The organism is Pseudomonas sp. WS 5411 (genome assembly GCF_012985595.1).
Classification (GTDB): Bacteria; Pseudomonadota; Gammaproteobacteria; order Pseudomonadales; family Pseudomonadaceae; genus Aquipseudomonas; species Aquipseudomonas shahriarae.
Window position 1 is genome coordinate 61,591 of the sequence record NZ_JAARMC010000024.1, and the last position, 20,981, is coordinate 82,571.

The 20,981-nt window shown below is 62.7% G+C and carries 22 protein-coding genes; 6 read left to right on the forward strand and 16 right to left on the reverse strand.

The window, feature by feature from the left end; genetic code table 11:
- Positions 1 to 20: 20 nt before the first annotated feature.
- From HBR93_RS23030 to HBR93_RS23050, 5 genes are all read right to left on the reverse strand, one after another.
- Positions 21 to 872, reverse strand: a complete 852-nt coding sequence (locus tag HBR93_RS23030; protein ID WP_120732807.1) for a CAP domain-containing protein — start codon at positions 870 to 872, stop codon at positions 21 to 23.
- An 80-nt stretch (positions 873 to 952) separates the two neighbouring features.
- The gene (locus tag HBR93_RS23035; protein WP_169961161.1) at positions 953 to 2,281 is read right to left on the reverse strand and encodes an MFS transporter; all 1,329 of its coding nucleotides are present in this window, start codon (positions 2,279 to 2,281) and stop codon (positions 953 to 955) included.
- A gap of 173 nt (positions 2,282 to 2,454) precedes the next feature.
- Positions 2,455 to 3,648: an L-2-hydroxyglutarate oxidase gene (lhgO, locus tag HBR93_RS23040; RefSeq protein WP_169961162.1), complete on the reverse strand. Its 1,194-nt coding sequence runs from the start codon at positions 3,646 to 3,648 to the stop codon at positions 2,455 to 2,457.
- 109 nt (positions 3,649 to 3,757) lie between these two features.
- The gene (locus tag HBR93_RS23045) at positions 3,758 to 4,468 is read right to left on the reverse strand and encodes a FadR/GntR family transcriptional regulator (RefSeq protein ID WP_057441875.1); all 711 of its coding nucleotides are present in this window, start codon (positions 4,466 to 4,468) and stop codon (positions 3,758 to 3,760) included.
- A gap of 54 nt (positions 4,469 to 4,522) precedes the next feature.
- Positions 4,523 to 5,743 carry an MFS transporter gene (locus HBR93_RS23050; RefSeq protein ID WP_169961163.1) on the reverse strand — a complete coding sequence of 407 codons (1,221 nt, stop codon included), beginning with the start codon at positions 5,741 to 5,743 and terminating at the stop codon, positions 4,523 to 4,525.
- Between the two features lie 119 nt (positions 5,744 to 5,862).
- Here HBR93_RS23050 and HBR93_RS23055 point away from each other — a divergent pair, with 119 nt between their 5' ends.
- Together HBR93_RS23055 and HBR93_RS23060 are read left to right on the forward strand one after the other, a co-directional pair.
- Complete coding sequence (locus HBR93_RS23055; RefSeq protein ID WP_057441905.1) at positions 5,863 to 6,768, forward strand: LysR family transcriptional regulator; 906 nt, start codon at positions 5,863 to 5,865, stop codon at positions 6,766 to 6,768.
- Positions 6,769 to 6,795: 27 nt separating this feature from the next.
- Positions 6,796 to 7,476, forward strand: coding sequence for a GNAT family N-acetyltransferase (locus HBR93_RS23060; protein ID WP_169961164.1), 681 nt, complete (start codon positions 6,796 to 6,798; stop codon positions 7,474 to 7,476).
- 41 nt (positions 7,477 to 7,517) lie between these two features.
- On the opposite strand, the gene HBR93_RS23065 is transcribed toward HBR93_RS23060, so the two are convergent.
- From HBR93_RS23065 to HBR93_RS23090, 6 genes are all read right to left on the reverse strand, one after another.
- Positions 7,518 to 7,919, reverse strand: coding sequence for a hypothetical protein (locus HBR93_RS23065; protein ID WP_057959531.1), 402 nt, complete (start codon positions 7,917 to 7,919; stop codon positions 7,518 to 7,520).
- Positions 7,920 to 7,951: 32 nt separating this feature from the next.
- On the reverse strand, positions 7,952 to 9,208 hold the full coding sequence (gene aroA / locus HBR93_RS23070) for a 3-phosphoshikimate 1-carboxyvinyltransferase (RefSeq protein ID WP_057441883.1): 1,257 nt from the start codon (positions 9,206 to 9,208) through the stop codon (positions 7,952 to 7,954).
- A 102-nt stretch (positions 9,209 to 9,310) separates the two neighbouring features.
- Entirely contained in the window at positions 9,311 to 9,868 is a 558-nt protein-coding gene (locus HBR93_RS23075) for a UPF0149 family protein (protein WP_057441885.1), read from the reverse strand.
- An 84-nt stretch (positions 9,869 to 9,952) separates the two neighbouring features.
- Positions 9,953 to 10,645: an anti-sigma factor gene (locus HBR93_RS23080; protein WP_057959534.1), complete on the reverse strand. Its 693-nt coding sequence runs from the start codon at positions 10,643 to 10,645 to the stop codon at positions 9,953 to 9,955.
- Positions 10,642 to 11,181 (reverse strand): sigma-70 family RNA polymerase sigma factor, encoded by a 540-nt coding sequence (locus tag HBR93_RS23085; RefSeq protein ID WP_120732819.1) that lies wholly within the window; start codon positions 11,179 to 11,181, stop codon positions 10,642 to 10,644. The genes HBR93_RS23080 and HBR93_RS23085 overlap by 4 nt, the downstream gene beginning before the upstream one ends.
- Before the next feature lie 91 nt (positions 11,182 to 11,272).
- On the reverse strand, positions 11,273 to 11,794 hold the full coding sequence (locus HBR93_RS23090) for a DUF3455 domain-containing protein (RefSeq protein WP_057959536.1): 522 nt from the start codon (positions 11,792 to 11,794) through the stop codon (positions 11,273 to 11,275).
- 203 nt (positions 11,795 to 11,997) lie between these two features.
- Between HBR93_RS23090 and HBR93_RS23095 the strand changes: the two genes are divergently transcribed.
- Positions 11,998 to 12,783, forward strand: a complete 786-nt coding sequence (locus HBR93_RS23095; RefSeq protein ID WP_057441891.1) for a sulfite exporter TauE/SafE family protein — start codon at positions 11,998 to 12,000, stop codon at positions 12,781 to 12,783.
- A 58-nt stretch (positions 12,784 to 12,841) separates the two neighbouring features.
- On the opposite strand, the gene pcsA is transcribed toward HBR93_RS23095, so the two are convergent.
- Positions 12,842 to 13,564 (reverse strand): phosphatidylcholine synthase, encoded by a 723-nt coding sequence (gene pcsA, locus HBR93_RS23100; protein ID WP_057441892.1) that lies wholly within the window; start codon positions 13,562 to 13,564, stop codon positions 12,842 to 12,844.
- A gap of 150 nt (positions 13,565 to 13,714) precedes the next feature.
- Positions 13,715 to 14,653, reverse strand: a complete 939-nt coding sequence (locus HBR93_RS23105; RefSeq protein ID WP_057959537.1) for a class I SAM-dependent methyltransferase — start codon at positions 14,651 to 14,653, stop codon at positions 13,715 to 13,717.
- A 192-nt stretch (positions 14,654 to 14,845) separates the two neighbouring features.
- Here HBR93_RS23105 and mdeB point away from each other — a divergent pair, with 192 nt between their 5' ends.
- Positions 14,846 to 17,524: an alpha-ketoglutarate dehydrogenase gene (gene mdeB, locus HBR93_RS23110; RefSeq protein ID WP_169961165.1), complete on the forward strand. Its 2,679-nt coding sequence runs from the start codon at positions 14,846 to 14,848 to the stop codon at positions 17,522 to 17,524.
- A gap of 148 nt (positions 17,525 to 17,672) precedes the next feature.
- Here the strand turns inward: mdeB and HBR93_RS23115 are convergent, their stop codons facing one another.
- On the reverse strand, positions 17,673 to 18,161 hold the full coding sequence (locus HBR93_RS23115; protein WP_057441896.1) for a DUF1289 domain-containing protein: 489 nt from the start codon (positions 18,159 to 18,161) through the stop codon (positions 17,673 to 17,675).
- Positions 18,162 to 18,197: 36 nt separating this feature from the next.
- The gene (locus HBR93_RS23120; protein WP_115128078.1) at positions 18,198 to 19,088 is read right to left on the reverse strand and encodes a LysR substrate-binding domain-containing protein; all 891 of its coding nucleotides are present in this window, start codon (positions 19,086 to 19,088) and stop codon (positions 18,198 to 18,200) included.
- A 112-nt stretch (positions 19,089 to 19,200) separates the two neighbouring features.
- On the opposite strand from HBR93_RS23120, the gene HBR93_RS23125 reads away from it, so the two are divergent.
- A complete protein-coding gene (locus HBR93_RS23125) occupies positions 19,201 to 20,211 on the forward strand; it encodes a zinc-binding alcohol dehydrogenase family protein (RefSeq protein ID WP_057441901.1) in 1,011 nt (336 codons plus the stop codon).
- Between the two features lie 83 nt (positions 20,212 to 20,294).
- On the forward strand, positions 20,295 to 20,594 hold the full coding sequence (locus HBR93_RS23130) for a putative quinol monooxygenase (RefSeq protein WP_057441906.1): 300 nt from the start codon (positions 20,295 to 20,297) through the stop codon (positions 20,592 to 20,594).
- 52 nt (positions 20,595 to 20,646) lie between these two features.
- Here the strand turns inward: HBR93_RS23130 and HBR93_RS23135 are convergent.
- Positions 20,647 to 20,981 (reverse strand): ribonucleotide-diphosphate reductase subunit beta (locus tag HBR93_RS23135; RefSeq protein ID WP_169961166.1); only part of this gene is annotated, 335 nt, incomplete at its 5' end.

Genomic DNA, 20,981 nt, shown 5'->3' on the forward strand with positions numbered 1-20,981 from the left:
ATACCTTGTTCGTTTCGACGCTATTGCGTGCCCAACAATGCCGTCCAGTAAATCCCCGCATCGCTTTTCGGATCCAGCCCATAGGCGGCGCCCAATTCGCGAAATTGTGGGTTCATCAGGTTGGCGCAATGCCCGGGGCTGGCGAGCCAGCCGTCAACCACCTTGCGCGGCGTGTCCAGGCCGGCCGCGATGTTCTCGCCGACCTGTTGCGCCACATAACCGGCCAGTTCCGCGCGGTCGCCCGGGGTCCGACCGTCGCGGTCCAGGTGGTCGAAGAAGTTGTGGTTGGCCATATTGCGTGCATGACTGTCGGCGGCGCTGGCCAACTGGGCGTTCCAGACCAGTGGCGTGGTGGCCGCGAAGGCCTGCTCACCACACTGGCGCGGTTGTTTGCGGGCGGCGTTGACCATCTCCAGCAACTGCGGGCCGGCGTCCTGGGAGCTGGCCAAGCCACGGCTCAACAGTGGGCGGGCGAGGACAATGCGCCAGTCCTGGCCATTGTTGCTGACGCCGATATCGACGAATTGCGGGTCGAGCACCACCCGGCAGAAGCTCTCGCGTACCGCTTTCATCGCCGATTGCGAGTCGCGAGGCCCGGACAGGCTGATCGCCTGCACGTTGACCATCGGGTAGGCCACCTGGGCCAGGGCCTGCTGCAAATCGCCGACATTATTGACCGGCAACACCAGGCGTGGGTCGACCGCCAGCGGCGGCAACTCCTGGGAGCCCTGGTCGCCACAGCGCTGCACCTGGCTGCGGTACTGGTTGATCGAGTCGATCAATTGACTCTCTTCGCTCGCCGACGCGGTGGCGCAAAACACCAGACTGGCGGCCAGCGTGGTAACACCCATCATCAATGACAGAACGCGCATGGACGTTTCCCTTGAGCATGAAAGTGCCCATGATGCGCGATCAAGGGGCGCAGATGCACCCCTTGGGCAATATTTTGCCCTTAGTTCTTGAATGCCGAGTGCTTGCGACCCTGGTCACACAGGGCAAACACCACCACCAGCACCGACGCGATGGCCAGAATGATCACCACGCCGTCTGTCGAGTGAGTGGTCGAGGCAGCCACCATCGACAAGGCCCCCAAAGGCGCCAGGCCACCGGCGATAGCCGTGCCGATTTCACGGCCGGTACCGAAACCCGAAGAACGGGTCTGGGTCGGAAACTGACGGCTGAGGAACGAGCCCTGTGGCGCGAACATCATCGGCGCGAGGATCCCGGTGCCGATCCCGATGGCCAGGTAGATCATCAGGCTTTCGCCGGTGTTCAACAGCGCCAGGAACGGGTAGGCGAACAGCAGCGACAGCACGCCGCCCAGCACCAGCACCGACTTGCTGCTCCACTTGTCACACAGCCAACCGAAGCATGGCACGGCGACAATCGCCACCAGGCTGGCGATGGTCACCGACAGCGAAGTGACGTGCACATCAACGCCCTTGAACTGCGTCAGATAGGCCAGGGAGAAGGTCTTGAAGATGTAGCTCAGGGCGTTGTAGCCAATGGCCACGAAGAACACCACCGCCAGGCCCTTGAGATCATTCTTGAACAGGGCCTTGAGCGGCGAGACCTTGGCCTTGGCCGGCTCCTGGCTCAGCTCTTTGAACTCGGGGGTTTCCGGGATGCTGTTACGCACCCACAGGCCCACACCCACCAGGGCGATACTGCAGATAAACGGGATGCGCCAGCCGCCAGCCAACAGGAACTCATTGCCATTGATGGTCAGCAGGTACACGGTCAGCGACGACAGCAGCAGGCCCAGGTTCAAGCCCAGCGCCGGCCAGGCCCCCTGGCTGCCGCGCTTGCCTTCTGAAGCATGCTCGTAGGAAGTGACCGCCGCGCCCGACAGCTCGGCACCGGCACCCAGGCCCTGGATGATGCGGATAAACACCAGAATGATCGGCGCCCAGATGCCAATCGAGGCATAGCTGGGGATCAGGCCGATCAGGGTGGTGCACACGCCCATCATGCAGAAGGTCAACACCAGCACATGTTTGCGGCCGAACTTGTCGCCCAGGTAGCCGAACAGGATGCCGCCGAAGGGGCGGGCGATAAAGCCGATGGCAAAGGTGGAGAACGCCATCAAGGTCGCGGTTTTCGGGTCGCTGTTATCAAAGAAGATCTTCGAAAAGACAATCGCCGCCATGGTTGCGTAGAGGTAGAAGTCATACCACTCCAGCATCGAACCGAAGATGGTGGCAGCAGCCACCTTGCGCAGGCGCTTCTTGGTTTGTACCGGGGTTTCCACCGTGGCCGGGTTGTGGGCTTTTGCCGTCATGCTGTACTTCCTTCTCAGTCATTATATTTATTAGGGTGTTGCGAACGCGATCAAATGTGGGAGCTGTCTAGCCTTGGCGAGGCTGCGATAGCGCTGGGGCAGGCGATACATTGGTTGCCTGCGCCGCCGTCATCGCAGCCTCGCGGGGCGAGACAGCTCCTACAGGGGGGTGTTTAGTTGGGGGTGAACATGCGGTCGGCGATCATTTCGCCAATCGGAATCGCCGAGGTGGCCGCCGGTGACGGCGCGTTACACACGTGCAACATGCGCGGCGTCTGGGCGAACAGGAAATCGTGCACCAGGCTGCCGTCGCGCATCACCGCCTGGGCGCGGATCCCGGCTTCATAGGGCAGCAGGTCGTCGAGTTCCAGGGATGGGCAGTACTTGCGGCATTGCTCCAGGTAGCCGGACTTGAACAACGAATTCTTCATTTCCACGCTGCCGGAGCCGAGGTTCTGCCAGATGGTTTTCCAGAAGCCGGGGAAGCGTGCGTACTCGGCCACATCCTTCCAGTTGACGGAAAACTTCTTGTAGTTCTCCCGGCCCAGGCCCAGCACCGCATTGGGGCCGACGGTGACGCTGCCATCAATCATGCGGGTCAGGTGCACCCCCAGAAACGGCAGCTCCGGATCCGGGATCGGGTAGATCAAGTGGTTGACGATGTTGTTCTTCGACGCCGGCAAGCGGAAATACTCGCCACGGAAGGGGATGATCTGGTGGTCGATATCAATCCCGGCCAGGGTCGCCAGGCGGTCCGATTGCAGGCCCGCGCACACCACCAGGTGCCGCGCTTGCCAGGCGCCGTCGTGGGTGCTGACGGTGACTTTGTCGGTGTCTTCGGCAATCGCCGTGACGGTTTTTTCCAGGCAGATCTCACCCCCGTTGCGGCGAATCACTGCAGCCATGGTTTCGCAGACCTGGCGGTAGTCGACTATCCCGGTGGCATCGAGGAACAACCCGCCCAGGCCGACAATGTTCGGCTCGCGGGCACGCAGTTGCTCGGCGTCCAGGCGCTCGACCTTCATCCCGTTGAGCTGCGAGCGCGCATACAGCGCTTCCATGCGCTGCACTTCCAGGGCCGTGGAGGCCACCAGCAATTTGCCGCACACCTCGAACTTGATCCCATGCTCGCTGCAGAACTGTTTGGTGGCCTCGGCGCCACGCTTGCACAGGTCGGCCTTGAGGCTGCCGGGTGCGTAGTAGATGCCGGCATGGATCACGCCGCTGTTATGGCCGGTCTGGTGCTTGGCCAGCACCGCTTCCTTTTCCAGGATCACCAGGGACGCGTTGGGCTGGCGCTTGAGCAACTCCATCGCGGTGGCCAGGCCGACAATGCCGCCACCGATGATGCAAAAGTCATAAATCATGTGGGCTACCTAAATCAGTACATTTCAGTCTGCTTATCAGGTTGTCAGACTAATGTTTTTGTTAAAAAAACAGCGTGCCCGCGGGCACGCTTTATAGGTGTTCGATGGATCAATGGGTGGCCGGCAGCTCCAGTTGCAAGCGTTTGGCGGCGGCACGCAAATGCGCCTCGGCGGCGGCGGCAGCGCCCTGGGGGTCGGCGTCGACGATGGCCTGGTACAACGCCTGGTGTTCCTGGGTGGCATCCGCCGAGCCGCTGGCAAAGCGCGACGCCGAGTTTTCCCAGGCGGTCTTGCGTGCGCTGGCCAACTGGCTGCGCAGAAAGTCGTGGAAGGCGACGAAATACTCGTTTTTGCTGGCGTCGGCGATGGCCCGGTGAAACTCCACGTCGGCCAGTGCAGCGGCCTCAAAGTCGGCGCGCTTATCGTGCATTTCCTGCAGGGCACGTTTCATGCGTTGCAGGTCCTCGGCGTCGCGGCGTTGGGCGGCAATGGAGGCCGCCTGGGTTTCGATCCACAGGCGCACTTCGAACATTTGCGCGAGGTCAGGGCGTCGGCCATTCTTTTCCGGAAAGCGGAACACCGTACCGGCCGGGGTCTGCGAAATAAACGAGCCCAGGCCACGGCGGGCGGTCAGCACGCCATCGGCCTTGAGCTGGGCAATCGCCTCGCGCACCACCGAACGGCTGACATTCAACTGTTCCGCCAGTTGCTGCTCGGTGGGCAGGCGCGACTCGGGCGCCAGTTGTCCGGAGTCAATCTCGGCCCGTATGGCGCTGACAACACGCACAACGAGGGAATCTGGACGCTGAAGCTCAAGCATGGCAAAACCTAGGTGATCAGGTTGTCAGACAATAGCTGTTACGATTTTCCCTTGTCAAGGCGCCGCTGTGGCTTGCAGCGTTTTTACCTGGCGCCCCAAGGCCAGCAGCAGCGCCAGCACAACCAGCCCTGCGGCCACCGCAAAGGTCACGCGCAAGCCTTGGCCGACTGCTGCGGGGAGGGCTGACTGGAGATCGCCAGTGCCCCAGGCAAACACCGCGCCCAGGGCCCAGGCGCCGATAATCAGGCCCAGATTGCGCGACAGGTTCAACCAGCCCGCGATCACGCCGCGTCGATCCGCCGACAGATTGCTCATCACCGCTGTGTTGTTGGCCGCCTGAAAGTGCGCGTAGCCCAGGGTGAGGATCACCAGCGCGCCGATATAACCTGCAGCGTCCAAGGGCAGCAACACCAACATCAAGCAGCCGGCGAGCATGCACAACAGGCCGCCAAGCGTCGTGGCATAGCTGCCCCAGCGGTCGGTCAGGCGCCCGGCCGGTATGCCCGCGAGCGCCGCGACGCACGGGCCGACAGCCATGGCCAGGCCCATAGGCGTGGGATCCAGCCCTAGGCCATGGCTCAGGTAAAACGGCCCGGCGACCAGGGTGGTCATCATCACGGCCGCCACCAGCGTACTCATGCCAAGCCCGGCGCCCAGGGCTCGGTCATGGAGTGCCGAGAAGACACTGACGCGGCCGCCAGCGGGTGGTGGCGGATCTCTGTCGGCCTGTGTGCGCTGCACCAGCACAAACGCCAGGGCGGCCAACGGCAGCATGACCAGGAACAGCGCGCGCCAGCCCGACGCCGCAATCAGTGCGCCACCGATGGCCGGCCCCAAGCCGGTACCCACCGCCGACATCGTTCCCAGCAAACCCATGACGCGCCCGGTCTGCTCCTTGGGCACGGTGGCGGTGACCAGCGCCATGGTCATTGCCATCATGGTCGCTGCGCCGAGCCCTTGCAGCGCCCGCGCCGCGACCAACGCACCGAGGGAGGGCGCGGCGCTGCACAGGGCGCATGCCACGGCGAAGACCGCCACACCCGCCAGCAGCAGGCGTCGATGGCCGAACCGATCCCCCAGGCGGCCCACACCCACCAGCACGGCCGTGATCGCCAGCAGATAACTCAGCACCACCCATTGCACCGCTGCAAAGGCTGCCGTAAAGCCCTCGGCCATCTGCGGCAGGCCGACATTGGCAATGCTGGTGCCCAGTGCAGCCAGGAGCATGCACAACGATAAACCGGCGAGCGCGCCGCGTGGGGTAGGGGACGTCATGGGATTTTCCTTGTGCTGCACCTAGTCGTTGCCTGCACTCTATGGTCTCGCCTAGCATGGCGGAAGACGCAGCAGTTGCACTCTATGCCTGCGTCAAACGCCTGATGAGGATTGCCGCCGTGTCGCTTCCCGATTTCAACCTGCTGGTCACCCTGGACGTGCTGCTCGCCGAAGGCAGCGTCGCCCGTGCCGCCCAGCGCCTGGGCCTGAGCCCCTCGGCCATGAGCCGGGCGTTGGCGCGGCTGCGTGAAACCACCGGTGACCCGTTGCTGGTGCGCGCCGGCCGAGGCCTGGTGCCGACGCCACGCGCCCTGGAGCTGCGCGAACGGGTCAGCCAACTGGTACAGGATGCCGAAGCGCTGCTGCGTCCGCTGCAGGTCCTGGATCTCAAGAGCCTGCAGCGAACCTTTGTGCTGCGCACCAGCGAAGGGTTTGTCGAGAGCTTTGGCCCGGCGCTGCTGGCCCATATCGCCGCGCAGGCGCCCGGCGTACGCCTGCACTTTGTGCATAAGCCCGGCACACCGCTGCGCGACAGCGGCGTGGACCTGGAAACCGGCGTGGTCGATAGCACGGCCAACCCCGAAGTGCTGACCCAGTTACTGTTTCGCGACCGCTTTATCGGCGTGGTCCGCGCCGGCCATCCACTGAGCCAGGGGCCCATCACCCCTGCACGCTACGCCGCCGGCCGGCATATCTACGTGTCCCGGCGCGGGCGCGAGCGCGGGCAGATCGACGATGCCCTTGAGGCCTTGCACCTCACGCGTGACGTGGCGACCATCGTCACCGGGTTCTCCACCGCCGTGGCACTGGCGCAAAGGACCGACCTGATTGCCAGCGTCCCTGAGCGTTATACCCATGGCCTGCGCGATGGCCTGTTCAGCTTTGCCCTGCCGGTCGACGTCCCGGAGTTCAGCGTGGCGATGCTCTGGCATCCACGGCTGGATGCCGACCTCGCGCATCGTTGGCTGCGTGGCTGTTTGCGCGAGGTGTGTGGCGCAGAACGGGTACAATCCCGCCAGCCTTGATGCGAAATACCAGGAAACAGGAATTCGATGTTCACCCTTACCCACTACGCAAGCCCATGCCCCGAGCCGGTCAACAGCCAGATTCTGCAGATGGTGGTCGACTACCTGACCGATATCAGCATGGTCGCCATCCCGCCGAGCAACCTGCTGTACAACATCTACCAATATGCAATCGGCTACGAAGTGCACCTGTACCTGGAAGCGCTGGGCGGGGGCAAGGGCATTGCGGTTGAGCTGATTGTCGCGATGGATGAGCAGGATCTGGCCAAGGTCATTGGCTTCCTGCTGTACCTGCCGGTCAAGGATGACCCCGAGGCCTGTGGCGCGACCTATATGGCCGTGCATGCCAGCCACCGCCGCCAGGGCGTGGCGCGGGCGATGATGGACGACATGCTCGGCCGTTACCCCCATGGCGAACTGACCTGCGCGGTGGAAAAAGTCCCGGCGTTCGAAGCCATGGGCTTTCAGGTGCGCGGCGTGCGTGGCACTCAGGTATTGATGAATACCCGTGACTACAGCACCGATGGCCTGATGGGCGTGTTGGATGTGGCGTCGATCTACAGCTCCCTGGAAGTGCGGCAGATTCACACCTATCTGCTAAACAAACACGGCAAGCGCGCGATGATCGACGCCGAGAAACAGCGGGACCGGCATTTCGATCAGATGGCGCGCAAGGCCCAGGTGTTTGTGCAAAACCGCTTGGCCTGATCGGCGGCTGTTGTGGCAACGGGTCTGATCAAGCCCGTTGCTCACAACAACGGCGGGCTGTCGCGAAACAGGTCATGGGCATCCAGCAACCGATAAGCAATCTCCGGCCGTTTCTCCATCCCTTTGCGAATGGCTGCCGGAATCGACTGCCGCGTCTTGCGACACAGCCCCGGCAGGTCGTCGATGACGATCTGGATCCCGCGCATGCTTTTGACTTCGGTATGCCCCGGGGCGATATGCACGCGGATGCCCAGTTGCTGGTGCATCAGGTGTTGCATGCGTTCCAGATCGGCCAGGCTTTGCAGGTTTTCCAGGCGTTCGAGCAGCTTTTTTTCTTCCTGGCGGGTCAGTTGCAGGATGCGCTGGTCGGCACCGGGGGCCTCGAGCAGTTGCTCGCGCTCGCAGTCACACACAGCCGGTGGGCAGGGTTGGCGAATTGTCATGATCACTCCCTCCCCACGCTGGTGCTGACGGCTTAGTAGGTCAGTTGCACGCCCAGGCTGCCCAGGGCGTTCCAGTACTCAGGATAGGTCTTGCCCACGCAGTCCGGGTCCTGAATCCTGATGCCCGAGACTTTCAGGCCTGCCAGCGCAAAGCACATGGCGATGCGGTGGTCGGCGTGGGTGTCGATCAGTGCGGTGCACGCAGTGCCCGCCAACGCCGGATCGCTGGCCACCAGCAAGTCGTCACCGATGATGGTCGCCAGCCCCGGGCGGATCTCGTTGAGGCCGTCATGCAGGGCCTGGACGCGGTCGCATTCCTTGACCCGCAGGTTGGCCAGTTCGGTGAACCGTACCGGGGTGTTGTTGAACGCCGCCAGCACTGCGAGGGTCGGGATGGCGTCCTGCATCTGCGAGCCGACCACTGTGGCCGGCATCTGCGGGAATTGCGCGATCACGGCCTGGGCCTTGGCGTCGGGCTGGGTGAAGTCCTGGGCCGCGACGCCCAGGTCGATGCTGCCGCCCGTGAGTACTTCAGCCGCCCATAGGTAGGTGGCCGCCGAAGCGTCGGGTTCGATCAGATAATCGTTGGCGGTGTAGCCGGTGGGGGCCACGCGCCAGGTGCTGTCGTTGACCACGTCCACCTGGGCGCCGAACGCGCGCATGCAATCCAGGGTCAGGTCGACATAGCCACGGGCGCCAATATCCTTGCCGGTCAGGGCCACCTCGATAGGGGCCTCGCCGCACGCCGCGAGCATCAACAGCGCCGACACGTACTGACTGGACAGGCCACCGTCGATCTCGAAGCGCTTGGCCTGCACCTTGCCGCGCCCATGCACGGTCACGGGCGGGCAGCCGGTGGGGCTTTCAACCTGGATGCCGTTCTGGTTCAGGGTCGCCAGTAGCGGGCCGATCGGGCGCTTTTGCATGTACGCGTCGCCATCCAGTACCACGCTGCCTTCCACGGTCGCCACGGCGGCCGTAAGAAAGCGCATTGCGGTGCCGGCGTTGCCCAGGAACAGGGGTTGCGCCGGTAGTTGCAGTTTGCCGTGGCCGGTGACGACAAAGGTCACGTCATCCGGCTCATCAATGGTCACGCCCATCTGGCGCAAGGCCACGGACATATGTCGGGTGTCGTCGCTTTTCAGCGCGCCGCTCAGGCGGCTGGTGCCCTTGGCCAGGGCCGCCAGCAACAGGGCGCGGTTGGTAATGGATTTGGAGCCGGGAGGCGCTACCTTGCCGTGCAATGGAAAGTTGGGCGGTGTCACGGTCACGGTTTTCTGCGAACTCAAGGTACAAGGCTCCTGATTCAAGGCGCGGTGGCTGGGAGTGGCCGGCTGGCGGAAACGAATAATCGACCATCCGGCACGGCAGGGTCAAATCGTGGCGCAGGTTTAACCGCGCTGGCTCAGCCAATAGGCATGCAAGGCCCTGGCGGCTGGTTCGATGCGCGCCACCTGCTGCTGATGGGCGGCGACATCCAGGTCGGCCGGCAATTCGAAGTTGTCCTGCTCGGCGCACCAGGAGATGGCTTCCAACTGTGCCGCCTGTTCGCTCGGCAGGGGCGGCCATTCGCTGATCGCGGCGCCACGGATATAGCCAAAGCACCATTCCTCGGCGAGGGTCAGCGGCTGGTCCTGGTGTTCGGTTTGTTCAAAGCGTGCCTCAAAACCCTGGGCATCGCTGGCCAACTGCAGGGCAAGGCTGTTGAGATGGCGCGTGCACAGGTCGATAAACTGCCCGAGTTCTTCCTTGCTTTCCCAGGCCGGGACCTGCCCACCCCAGATGGCCGGGAACCAGATGGCAACGTCCACCGGCGCCGGGCCGGACACCAGGGCCGTGAAGTAGCCGTCGAGCTCGGCCAGGTTCAACACCGAGTTGTCGTCGCCGTATTTGAGCAGAATGTCTTCGATGAACTCGAAATCGGCAGGGGCGAGGGCGTGGTCGTGCATGAACATATCCTTTGAGCGTCAAGCGCCGCAGATAAGGCGGCGTAAAACGCGGAGGATGGCGCGAGTCGGCGTTTTAATCCAGTGCTAGATCACCTTTACCGCACGGCCAATCGCCTGGATCGGCCCGGTCGGCTTGCCGGTCGGCGAGCCATTGGGGCCTTCCAGGGTCAGCTCGAACAGTTGGTTGGGCGCCAGCGGCGGCAGTTTATCCAGAGGGATCGACAGGCTTTGCCCCGGCTTGACCAACCCAAGCGAAACCGGGCCTTGCCAGTCATCACCCTTGGTCCAGAACTCCAGCGCCTTGTCTGCCGGTATCTGCACCACGCCCAGGGGGATCAGCTGGATTTGCTGATCGTTGCTGGCCTGGATCACCCAGCCCGGCGCCTGGCTCTGTGGCGCCATCAGCACCACCACGTAGGCGGTCGGGTTGACGGCGGCGGGGCGGGTCAGCAGCAGTGTGGCCAGCACCAGACTGGCCAACAAGCCTGCACCGGCCAGGCCACGCCACAGGGCGAGCAGGTTCCACCACGGCACTGACCGCGCATCGCCCAGGGTGTGATGGCCCAGGCTGCGTTCAATGCGTCGCCACAGGTAGGGCGACGGCGCCAGCGGCTCGGCCAGTTCGGTCAGGGGCAGCAGGCGCTGTTCCCAGGCATCCACCGCCGCGCGCAAGGGCGCGTCGTGTTCCAGGCGTTGCTGCACCTGCAAACGTTGATCTGCGGCCAAGGTCCCCAGCACGTATTCGCTGGCCAGTTCGTCCAATTCGTCGGGTGTCATGCCATGCACTCACGCAAGGCCGCGAGGCTGCGTTTGATCCAGGCTTTGACAGTCCCCAGCGGGGTGTCCAGTTTCTGTGCGATTTCACTGTGGGACAGGCCATCGACATACGCATGCAACAGGCAACTGCGGCGCGACGGTTCAAGATGCTCCAGGCACTGATAAACCTTGCCGCTGCGGGCGCGGTACTCGAAGTGCTCGGCCGTGGGCTCAGCCACCAGTGTGCGTTCGTGCTCATCACTGAGCGCGACCTCACGCTGACTTTTACGCATAACGTTGAGCGCCATATGCCGGGTCACGCTGTACACCCAGCCACGGGCCGAACCCCGGCGCGGGTCGAACCCGCTGGCGCCGTTCCAGATGTTGATAAATGCCTCATGCACGATGTCCTCTGCCAGGGCCGTGTCCCGTGCGATGCGCTTGGCCACGCCGAGCAGACGGGCGCAATCGTGTTCATACAACTGACGCAAGGCTTGCTGTTCACCACGGGCGCAGGCCAACAGGCAGGCTTCATAGTCAAAGAGAAGTTCGGGCAAGGACTGGGGCCGCCATTTCAGGGTCAACCCCCGGCCCAGAGTGGCCGGGGTGCTATCGCAGCAGCTTAGACGAGTTTTCTGGCCGGGCGAGTCATTTGGCCGCCCAGAAGAGGTAGTCCGCCTGGTACTTCACCACTTGCTGCTGGCCCTTGGTGGCGGTGCTGCATTCGGCACTCGGCGCCACGCCACCCTTGAGCGCCACGCGCTGGATATAGCTGACGCCGGTCATGGCACCCTGGCCTTCAGCCGGATTGGCCTTGACCAACTGATAGGGCAGGTTGCCGGCGCTGGACGGCGCCACGGCCAGTTGGGTGCCGGTGACTTTCGAACCGTCCTTGGCCTGCCAGGTGGCAGGCGGGCCGAAGTAGGTACCCACTTGCTTACCGCTACGATCGTTGAGCACCGCCTTGGGGCCAACAAAGACCCACTCGGTCTGGCCGGCAGCGTTGGCCTTGTCGCGGCATTCGTAGGTGATTTCGCCGACACCGGTGGTTTCCAGGATCAGCTTGTGCCCGTCCGGCACCTTGATGCTGTCGGGCAGGCTGGTCTGGGCAAAGGCCGCCGGTGCGGCAATCAGCAGGCAGGTCAGGCAGAGCAGGGGTTTAGCGTTCATCGATGTCTCTCCGTAAGGGTGAACAGCTGAGCAGCGCTGCGGCTGCTTCCTGTACTACTCACGGCGTGGCCGATTGGATGCACGGTGCGGCAAATAAATCTGCAAAACACAAAAGGAATAAAGTCAGATCGTATTGATATAAGTAGTTATAAGAAAAATCGCTATGCTGCCGCCAGAATTTTATAAGGCCGCAGGTAGCTGTAATGGATGTGGGTAATTTTGGTTTTGTGGTGGCGGGCCTGATTGTTGGTTTTATCGTTGGCATGACCGGCGTCGGTGGAGGGTCGTTGATGACCCCGATCCTGCTGTGGTTCGGCATCAACCCGGCGACCGCCGTGGGTACCGACCTGCTGTATGCCGCCATCACCAAATCCGGTGGGGTGCTGGTGCATGGCAAGAACAAGAACATCGACTGGACCATCACCGGCTGGCTGACCCTGGGCAGTGTGCCGGCGGTGTTGCTGACGCTGTGGTTCCTCAAGAGCCTGCATACCGATCCCAGCGCGATGAACGAAGTGATCAAGCAAGCCCTGGGAGTGGTGCTGTTACTGACGGCCCTGGCGATTCTGTTCAAGAAGCGATTGTTGGCCTTTGCCCAGCGCCATGCGGGCGACAACTACCATATGAGCCCGCGCAACCTGAATGGGTTGACGGTATTCACTGGGGCGATCCTCGGCACCATGGTTGCCCTGACCTCCATCGGTGCCGGCGCCCTGGGCACCGTGGCGCTGTTTATCCTGTACCCGTTTTTGGCCACCAAGCGCCTGGTGGGCACCGAAATCGCCCACGCAGTCCCCCTGACCCTGGTCGCGGGCCTTGGGCATGCGAGCATGGGTAATATGGACTGGCATTTGCTGGGGTTCTTGCTGATGGGCTCGCTGCCGGGTATCTACTTCGGCAGCCATATGTCCGGCCGGGTGCCGGATGAGCTGTTGCGTCCGTGCCTGGCGGTGATGCTGGGGTTGATTGGTTTCAAGCTGGCGTTCTGACTGCCGGTCTTGCGCTGGGTTGCTGTGGCGAGGGCGGCTCGCCACAACACTTCACGGGTTATGCCTTGCGCGATTTATCCAACCACTCCATCGCCGTACGCCAGATACAAATCCCCAGGAAATACGCCGACATCAACAACCACAAGCCCATGGTCAGCTTGTTGGTGTACGGCTGGTCGATCACCAGCAACAGGCTGCACAGCAGCCACACCGTGGTCACCGCAATATTGATCGGCATAAAGCGCTTGACCCGGAACGGGTGCAGGAACTTCATCGGCGTCACCGTCAGCAGCGCCAGGCCGATCACCGTGGCCAAGGTTATCCAGGCGTCCGGGTCGATAATGTAGACACACAGCGCCACCACATTCCAGGCTGCGGGGAAGCCCTGGAAGTAGTTGTCCTTGCTCTTCATATTGACGTTGCAGAAGCAGAACAACGACGACACCAGGATCACCGAGACGGTGAACAGGTGGGTGAAGTCCGGCAGGTCGATATAGCGGTAGATAAACAGCGCCGGGATAAACACATACGTCAGGTAGTCAATCACCAGGTCCAGTACCGAGCCATCGAAGCTTGGCAGCACGGTCTGCACATTGACCCGCCGCGCCAGCGACCCGTCCACGCCATCCACAATCAACGCCAGGCCCAGCCACAGCAGGCAGGCCTTGGGTTGGTTCTCCAGCAGCGCCAGCGTCGCAAGGAAGGCCAGCACCACGCCGGTGGCGGTAAAGCCATGGGCGCCCCAGGCTTTGAGTCTGGCTACATGCAGGGTCGATATCACAGGGGCGTTCTCCAAAAGGTGAAACGGGGCAGCCGACGGCGGTTGAGCGTCGAATCTGGCCAAGGGATGCAGGTATCGACCGGGAAGGAGGGGATAAGGTTCACCACCAAGGCCTTAGGTTGAGCGTAGCAAGCGCAGAAGGATTCGGCATCAGCCCTGACGGAACACCAGGGCCTTCAGACCACTTTGCGGATCAATGTCGGGAAATTCCGGCGGGTTTGCCAGGCGCTGCTCAAAACGCAGCCCCGGCGCTTCGCGGGTGACGCCCTCGATCAGGAAGTCTTCGCCCAGCGCCGGGTCATTCATGCAGGCCAAGACCGTGCCTTGGGGTGTCAGCAGGTCGGGCAGGCGACGCAGCACGCGCTGGTAGTCCTTGGTCAGCAGGAAGCTGCCTTTCTGAAACGACGGCGGGTCGATGATCACCAGGTCATAGGGGCCGCTGCTGGTGACTTTCGCCCAGGACTTGAACAAGTCATGCCCCAGGAAGCTCACCTTGCCCAGGTCATGGCCATTGAGCCGGTGATTGTCGCGACCCCGGCTCAGGGCGCCACGGGCCATATCCAGGTTGACCACATGCTCGGCCCCGCCCTCGATGGCGGCCACGGAAAACCCGCAGGTATAGGCAAACAGGTTCAGCACCCGCAAGCCACGGGCGTGTTCGCGCACCCAGTTGCGGCCGTAGCGCATATCTAGAAACAGCCCACTGTTCTGCTTTTTGCCCAGGTCGATGCGATAACGCAGGCCGCCTTCGGTGATGGTCAATTCCTCGACCCTCTCGCCCCACAGCCATTCGGTGGTGCTTTGCGGCAAGTAGCGATGTTGCAGGGCCAGAGTGTGGGCGCCGGCCTGTTGCCATTCGCGGCTTTCGCAGAGCTCGCGCAGTTGGTGTTGCAAGGCTTGCAGTTGCGCGGGCTCAGGCTCCTTGAACAACGAAACCAGCACCACGCCTTGCAGCCAATCCACGGTCAACTGCTCCAGCCCCGGCCAGCAACGACCCCGGCCGTGGAACAGGCGACGGGTTTCCACCGGCACGTCACGCAGGGCGGTCAGCAAGTGAGTGTGGAGCAGGGCGAGGGCGTCTGGGGTCATCGGGCAGCGTCGATCATTAAACGGGCGGCATTTTAAACACAATTGCGTTGACTCAGGTGAAGGAAGCACAACGTGCTTTTAATCAGCCATGTTTAAGCGTTTTGTGCTGCAAATCGTTCTTTGACCTACCTAGAACAGTCAAAAAATCCTTTTGGGCAGACATAAACTGGAAAAAACAGCTCGGAGGTGCCCATGAACGGTTTCGTAAAGACAGTTAATCAAACAGCCATTGACCAGCAGGAGCTCACCGAGTGGCGCGACGCCCTGGACTCCCTGGTACGCCATGCCGGCCCGGAGCGCGCGCGGGAGATCCTCGATATGCTGGCCGATGCCGGCAATACGCCAGCCATCGGTTGGAAGCCGCGCCATGGCACGCCCTACATCAACAGCATCGCCGTAGACCAGCAGCCACACTTTCCCGGCGACCTGGCCACCGAAGAGCGCCTGGCCTCGCTGGTGCGCTGGAACGCCCTGGCCATGGTGGTGCGTGCCAACCAGGCCTATGGCGAACTTGGCGGCCATATCGCCAGCTATGCCAGCGCGGCGGACCTGTTCGAGGTGGGCTTCAACCATTTTTTCCGTGCCCGTCACGACAACGTTGGCGGCGACCTGGTGTTCTACCAGCCGCATTCCGCGCCCGGTATTTACGCGCGGGCCTTTCTTGAGGGGCGCCTGAGCGAGCAGGACCTGGCCCACTATCGCCAGGAGCTGGGCGCGGTCAAAGCAGGCGCCCGTGGCCTGTCGAGCTATCCGCACCCGTGGTTGATGCCGGACTTCTGGCAGTTCCCCACCGGCTCCATGGGCATAGGCCCGATCAGCTCGATTTTCCAGGCGCGCTTTATGCGTTACCTGCACCATCGCGGCTTGCAGGACACCACCGACCGGCATGTCTGGGGTGTGTTCGGCGATGGCGAGATGGACGAGCCGGAAAGCATGTCAGCCCTGACCCTGGCCGCCCGCGAAGGCCTGGACAACCTGACCTGGGTGGTCAACTGCAACCTGCAACGCCTCGATGGCCCGGTGCGCGGTAATGGCCGGATCATCGATGAGCTGGAGGCACTGTTTGCCGGTGCCGGTTGGAACGTGATCAAGCTGGTGTGGGGTTCGGACTGGGACGCCTTGCTGGCCAAGGATGAGGACGGCGCGTTGGTGCGCACCTTGTCCCAGACCGTGGACGGGCAGTTCCAGACCTTTGCCGCCAAGGACGGTGCCTATAACCGCGAGCACTTCTTTGGCCAAAATGAATCCCTGGCCAAGCTGGCGGCCGGCTTGAGCGATGAGCAGATCGACCGTCTCAAGCGCGGCGGCCACGACATGCTGAAAATCCATGCTGCCTATCACGCCGCGCGGCGGGTCAAGGGGCGCCCTACGGTAATCCTGGCCCAGACCAAGAAAGGCTTTGGCATGGGCGAGGCCGGGCAGGGCAAGATGACCACCCACCAGCAGAAAAAACTCGATCGCGACGCGCTGATCGGCTTTCGCAACCGCTTCCAGTTGCCCCTGAGCGACGAGCAGACCGAATCTCTGAGCTTCTACAAACCCGCCGCCGACAGCGCCGAAATGCGCTACCTGCACCAGCGCCGCGCAGCCTTGGGCGGTTATGTGCCCAGCCGCAGCCAGAGCGCTGAATCGGTGCCTGTGCCGCCAGTGAGTGGCTACGGCGGTTTTGCGACCCAGGCCGAAGGCAAGGAAATGTCCACCACCATGGCCTTTGTGCGCATGCTCAGCAACCTGCTCAAAGACAAGGCCCTGGGCCCGCGCATCGTGCCGATTGTCGCCGACGAGGCACGCACCTTCGGCATGGCCAACCTGTTCAAGCAGATCGGCATTTATTCCAGCGTCGGTCAGCGCTACGAGCCGGAAGACATCGGTTCGATCCTCAGCTATCGCGAAGCCACCGACGGGCAGATCCTTGAGGAAGGCATCAGTGAAGCCAGCGCTATCAGTTCCTGGGTCGCGGCGGCCACCAGCTACTCGGTGCATGGCTTGCGCATGCTGCCGTTCTACATCTACTACTCGATGTTCGGTTTCCAGCGCGTGGGCGACCTGATCTGGGCCGCCGCCGACCAGCGCGCCCGCGGCTTTTTGCTCGGCGCCACGGCGGGGCGCACCACCTTGGGCGGCGAGGGCCTGCAGCACCAGGACGGCAGCAGCCACCTGATGGCCGCGACCGTGCCTAACTGCCGTGCTTACGACCCGGCGTTTGCCGGCGAATTTGCGGTGATTCTCGACCACGGCATGCGCCAGATGCTTGAGCACGATGTGGACGAGTTCTACTACGTGACCCTGATGAACGAAAACTACCCGCAACCGACCCTGCCCGAAGGCGTCGAGGCGGCGATTATCAAGGGCATGTACCGCCTTGAGGGCAGTGCCGGGGCCAAGGTGCGCCTGCTCGGCTCCGGCACCCTGGTGCGCGAGGCCCAGGCCGCCGCGCAGTTACTGGCGGACGATTGGCAGATCGACAGCGAGGTATTCAGCGTGACCAGCTTCAGCGAACTGGCCCGCGATGCGCGTGAGGTGGAGCGCTGGAACCGCCTGCATCCACTGCAAAGCCCACAGTGCAGCCACCTGGCGACCTGCCTGCCCGACGGCGCGCCGGTGATTGCCGTCTCGGACTACGTGCGGGCGGTGCCGCAGATGATCGGTTCCTACCTGGGGGCCCACTACACCGTGCTCGGCACCGATGGCTTCGGGCGCAGCGACACCCGTGCGGCGTTGCGCGATTTCTTCGAGGTGGACCGCCACCACATCGTGCTCGCCGCGCTGGCCGCCCTGGTGGAACAGGGCAGCCTGGAGGCGCAGGTGTGTCAGCGGGCGATTGAGCGATACGGCCTGCACACCGAGCGTGCGGCGTCGTGGACTCACTGACACCTCAAGGTAAATGAGGACCAATTGTGGGAGCGGGCTTGCTCGCGAAGGCGTAGTGTCGGTTGGTGCATAGGTGACTGATCCACCGCCTTCGCGAGCAAGCCCGCTCCCACACAAGCCCGTTCCCACAGGGGGGGTTGGGTGTGCTTTAGAGGGTAGCAATCAACGCCGGCCCAAACGCCTCGCGCAAAAAATCCGGCGCGATGTAGCGTTGGTAATGCGCCTGCGACAGCAGGAAAAACTCCCGATCAATCGCATCACGCAAATCCGCCAGGTGCCGCTCGCGAAACTCCGGCAGCAACGCCAAACCATACGCATCCAGCCTGGAAATCACCCGCGCGCCCCGGGCAATCAGCTGATAAGCCCAGCAATAAGGCGACTGGTGCGGCATAAAACGGATCTTGCGCTCTTCCAGTTGCTGGCGCAGGCGCGCCGGGTCAAACACCTCCAGCTTGCTGGTCATGACCTGCACCAGCAACTGCTCAAGGCGCAGCCAGACCGCTTGTTTTTCCTCGGCGCTGTAGCCATTCCACTGAATGACTTCATGGTGATAGCGCTTGCAGCCACGGCACACCAGGTCGCCATACACGGTGGAACACAGGCCGACGCAGGGCGTCTTGATGGTTTGATTGGGCATAAAAACCGCGTCTTTCCTAATCCACTACAAAAGGGTTCACAGGCGCTGCAGAGCGCTGAACTGCTGGTTCAACCACTGATACAACTGGGTGACCGCCCGCGACATCTGCCCGCGATGGGGGCAGGCGAAGCTCAGGGGGTACACATCCCCGGGAATCTCCGGCAACAGCACCACCAGGCGCTGGGCCTGCACATCGGCATACACATCCAGCCAGGTCTTGTAGGCGATGCCTTCACCGGCGACGGCCCAGCGCCGCACCACATCGGCGTCGTCACTGAACAAGGGGCCGGTGACTTGCACGGTCTTTTCGCCTAGCTCCCAGCGGTCATGCAGGCGGCCGTTTTGCAGATAGAGCAGGCACGGGTGGCGGGTCAGGTCGTCGACGGATGTCGGTGTGCCGTGGCGCGTCACGTAGTCCGGTGATGCCACCAGCACCCGGCGGTTCCAGGGTGCCAGGGGCAGGGCGATGTAATTGGCGTCCTCGTTCCAGCCATAACGCAGGGCCACGTCCACCGGGTCGCGAAACAGGTTGGTGACCTGGTCCGACACCAGAAAGCGCAAGCTCAACTCAGGATGCTGGCGGCGAAACTCGGTGAGCATCGGCAGCAGGATATTGCGCCCCAGGTCCGACGGCGCGGCGATCTGCAAGGTGCCACGCAGTGGCGCGTCATCGCCGCGCAAGCGTTCGCGGCCCAGCTCCAATTGCTCCAGCACGCCACGGGCGGTGGGTAGGTACTGTTCGCCCTCGGCGCTCAGGCGCAGGCTGCGGGTGGTGCGGGTAAACAGGCGTACCTCCAGCTCCCGCTCCAGGCGCTTGATCGCCGCCGCGACCTGGCCCGGCAACAGGTTGGCCTCCACGGCTGCGGCGGTGAAACTGCCCAGGGCGGCGCTGCGCAGAAACAGCCCGAGATCATCGATGCGGATCATTTTCACTCCAACAATGAAAGTGTTGCTGCATTTTGTCGATTTTTCTTCTCCCTGGGAACGGTAAAGATGCAAGCCATCGAGGGCCATCGCCCCTCATCACTCGTGAGTTCCCATGAAAGCAATTACCTTTACCGAGCATGGCCTGCCCATCGACGACCCGCGCTCGCTGATTGATGTGAATATCGAAGCCCCCCAGCCGGGCCCTCGGGACCTGCTGGTGGAAGTGCAGGCCGTGGCGGTCAACCCGGTCGATACCAAGGTGCGTTCCGGCACCTTTGCCAAGGAGCCGAAAATCCTCGGCTGGGACGCGGCGGGCATCGTGCGCCAGGTGGGCGCCGACGTGACCCTGTTCAAACCGGGCGACGCGGTGTACTACGCCGGCTCCCTGATCCGCTCCGGCAGCTACAGCGAGTTCCAGGTGGTTGATGAGCGCATCGTCGGCCATCGTCCGCGCACACTGGATGCGGCGCACGCCGCCGCCTTGCCGCTGACCTCGATCACCGCCTGGGAGCTGCTGTTCGACCGCCTGGGCGTGACCGAAGGCGGCGGCGAGGGCGATGTGCTGCTGGTGGTGGGGGCTGGCGGCGGCGTGGGTTCGATCCTGGTGCAACTGGCCCGTCAACTCACCAACATGACGGTGATCGGCACGGCTTCGCGCCCGGAAACCATTGGGTGGGTCCAGCGCATGGGGGCCCATCATGTGATCGACCATCGCCGGCCGATGCTGGCCCAGCTCCAAGCGTTGGGGATTGACGCGGTCAGCCATGTCGCCAGCCTCACGCATACCGAGGAGTACCTGCCGCAACTGGTCGAAGTGCTGCGCCCACAAGGGCGGCTGGGGTTGATCGACGATCCCGCCAGCCTGGATGTGATGCCGCTCAAGCTCAAATCGTTGTCCTTGCACTGGGAACTGATGTTCACCCGCTCGTTGTTTGAAACGGCGGATATGATCCAGCAACACCACCTGCTCAACCGGGTTGCACAACTGATCGACCAGGGCGTGTTGCACACCACCCTGGGCGCACATTTCGGTGCGATCAACGCGGCCAATATGCGCAGCGCCCATGCCCTGGTCGAAAGCGGCAAGGCGCGGGGCAAGATTGTGCTTGAGGATTTCCAATGACCACCCTGATCAAAGCCATGGGCTTATCGCTGTGTATGATGCTCGCTGCATGTGCCAGCCAACCTACCAACGGAGTCGCCAGCATGACCAAACCTTTGATATCCATCGCCGTACTCAAGGCCAAGCCAGGCCAGGAACAAGCACTGAAGGCAGGCCTGCTGGCCTTGGTCGAGCCAACCCGCACCGAGCCTGGCAACCTGGATTACGTGTTGTTCGAACTGCGTGATGAGCCGGGCACGTTCTATATGCGTGAAGCGTTCAAAAACCAGGCGGCCCTCGATGCGCATTTCGCAATGCCGTACTTCCAGCGCTTTGCCGCCACGGCGGATGACTTGCTCCAGGAACCCCTGAAACTGATCTTTCTTGAGCAAGTCTCGAACTGATGCGTGGCGCCTGATAGATCGCTATCGCCGGCAAGCCGGCGATAGCATCGGATCAATCCCAGCTCAACGCCCCACCGGTCTGATACTCGATCACGCGGGTCTCAAAGAAGTTCTTCTCTTTCTTCAAGTCCATGATCTCGCTCATCCACGGGAACGGGTTGGTGGTCCCTGGGTATTCTTCTTTCAAGCCGATCTGCGACAGGCGACGGTTGGCGATGAACTTGAGGTAGTCCTCCATCATCGCGGCGTTCATGCCCAACACGCCGCGCGGCATGGTGTCGCGTGCGTATTCGATCTCCAGCTGGGTCCCTTGCAGGATCATCTGGGTCGCTTCTTCCTTCATGTCGGCATCCCACAGGTGTGGGTTTTCGATTTTGATCTGGTTGA

Excerpts from the sequence above, each read along its gene's own strand:
- HBR93_RS23065 (WP_057959531.1), bottom strand. The coding sequence starts at position 7,919 with ATGACAATTCGCCAACCCTGCCCACCGGCTGTGTGTGACTGCGAGCGC.
- HBR93_RS23035 (WP_169961161.1), bottom strand. The coding sequence starts at position 2,281 with ATGACGGCAAAAGCCCACAACCCGGCCACGGTGGAAACCCCGGTACAA.
- HBR93_RS23050 (WP_169961163.1), bottom strand. The coding sequence starts at position 5,743 with ATGACGTCCCCTACCCCACGCGGCGCGCTCGCCGGTTTATCGTTGTGC.
- HBR93_RS23090 (WP_057959536.1), bottom strand. The coding sequence starts at position 11,794 with ATGAACGCTAAACCCCTGCTCTGCCTGACCTGCCTGCTGATTGCCGCA.
- mdeB (WP_169961165.1), top strand. The coding sequence starts at position 14,846 with ATGAACGGTTTCGTAAAGACAGTTAATCAAACAGCCATTGACCAGCAG.
- lhgO (WP_169961162.1), bottom strand. The coding sequence starts at position 3,648 with ATGATTTATGACTTTTGCATCATCGGTGGCGGCATTGTCGGCCTGGCC.
- HBR93_RS23060 (WP_169961164.1), top strand. The coding sequence starts at position 6,796 with ATGTTCACCCTTACCCACTACGCAAGCCCATGCCCCGAGCCGGTCAAC.
- HBR93_RS23045 (WP_057441875.1), bottom strand. The coding sequence starts at position 4,468 with ATGCTTGAGCTTCAGCGTCCAGATTCCCTCGTTGTGCGTGTTGTCAGC.
- HBR93_RS23030 (WP_120732807.1), bottom strand. The coding sequence starts at position 872 with ATGCGCGTTCTGTCATTGATGATGGGTGTTACCACGCTGGCCGCCAGT.
- HBR93_RS23105 (WP_057959537.1), bottom strand. The coding sequence starts at position 14,653 with ATGACCCCAGACGCCCTCGCCCTGCTCCACACTCACTTGCTGACCGCC.
- HBR93_RS23125 (WP_057441901.1), top strand. The coding sequence starts at position 19,201 with ATGAAAGCAATTACCTTTACCGAGCATGGCCTGCCCATCGACGACCCG.
- HBR93_RS23120 (WP_115128078.1), bottom strand. The coding sequence starts at position 19,088 with ATGATCCGCATCGATGATCTCGGGCTGTTTCTGCGCAGCGCCGCCCTG.
- HBR93_RS23080 (WP_057959534.1), bottom strand. The coding sequence starts at position 10,645 with ATGACACCCGACGAATTGGACGAACTGGCCAGCGAATACGTGCTGGGG.
- HBR93_RS23075 (WP_057441885.1), bottom strand. The coding sequence starts at position 9,868 with ATGCACGACCACGCCCTCGCCCCTGCCGATTTCGAGTTCATCGAAGAC.
- HBR93_RS23115 (WP_057441896.1), bottom strand. The coding sequence starts at position 18,161 with ATGCCCAATCAAACCATCAAGACGCCCTGCGTCGGCCTGTGTTCCACC.
- HBR93_RS23130 (WP_057441906.1), top strand. The coding sequence starts at position 20,295 with ATGACCAAACCTTTGATATCCATCGCCGTACTCAAGGCCAAGCCAGGC.
- HBR93_RS23095 (WP_057441891.1), top strand. The coding sequence starts at position 11,998 with ATGGATGTGGGTAATTTTGGTTTTGTGGTGGCGGGCCTGATTGTTGGT.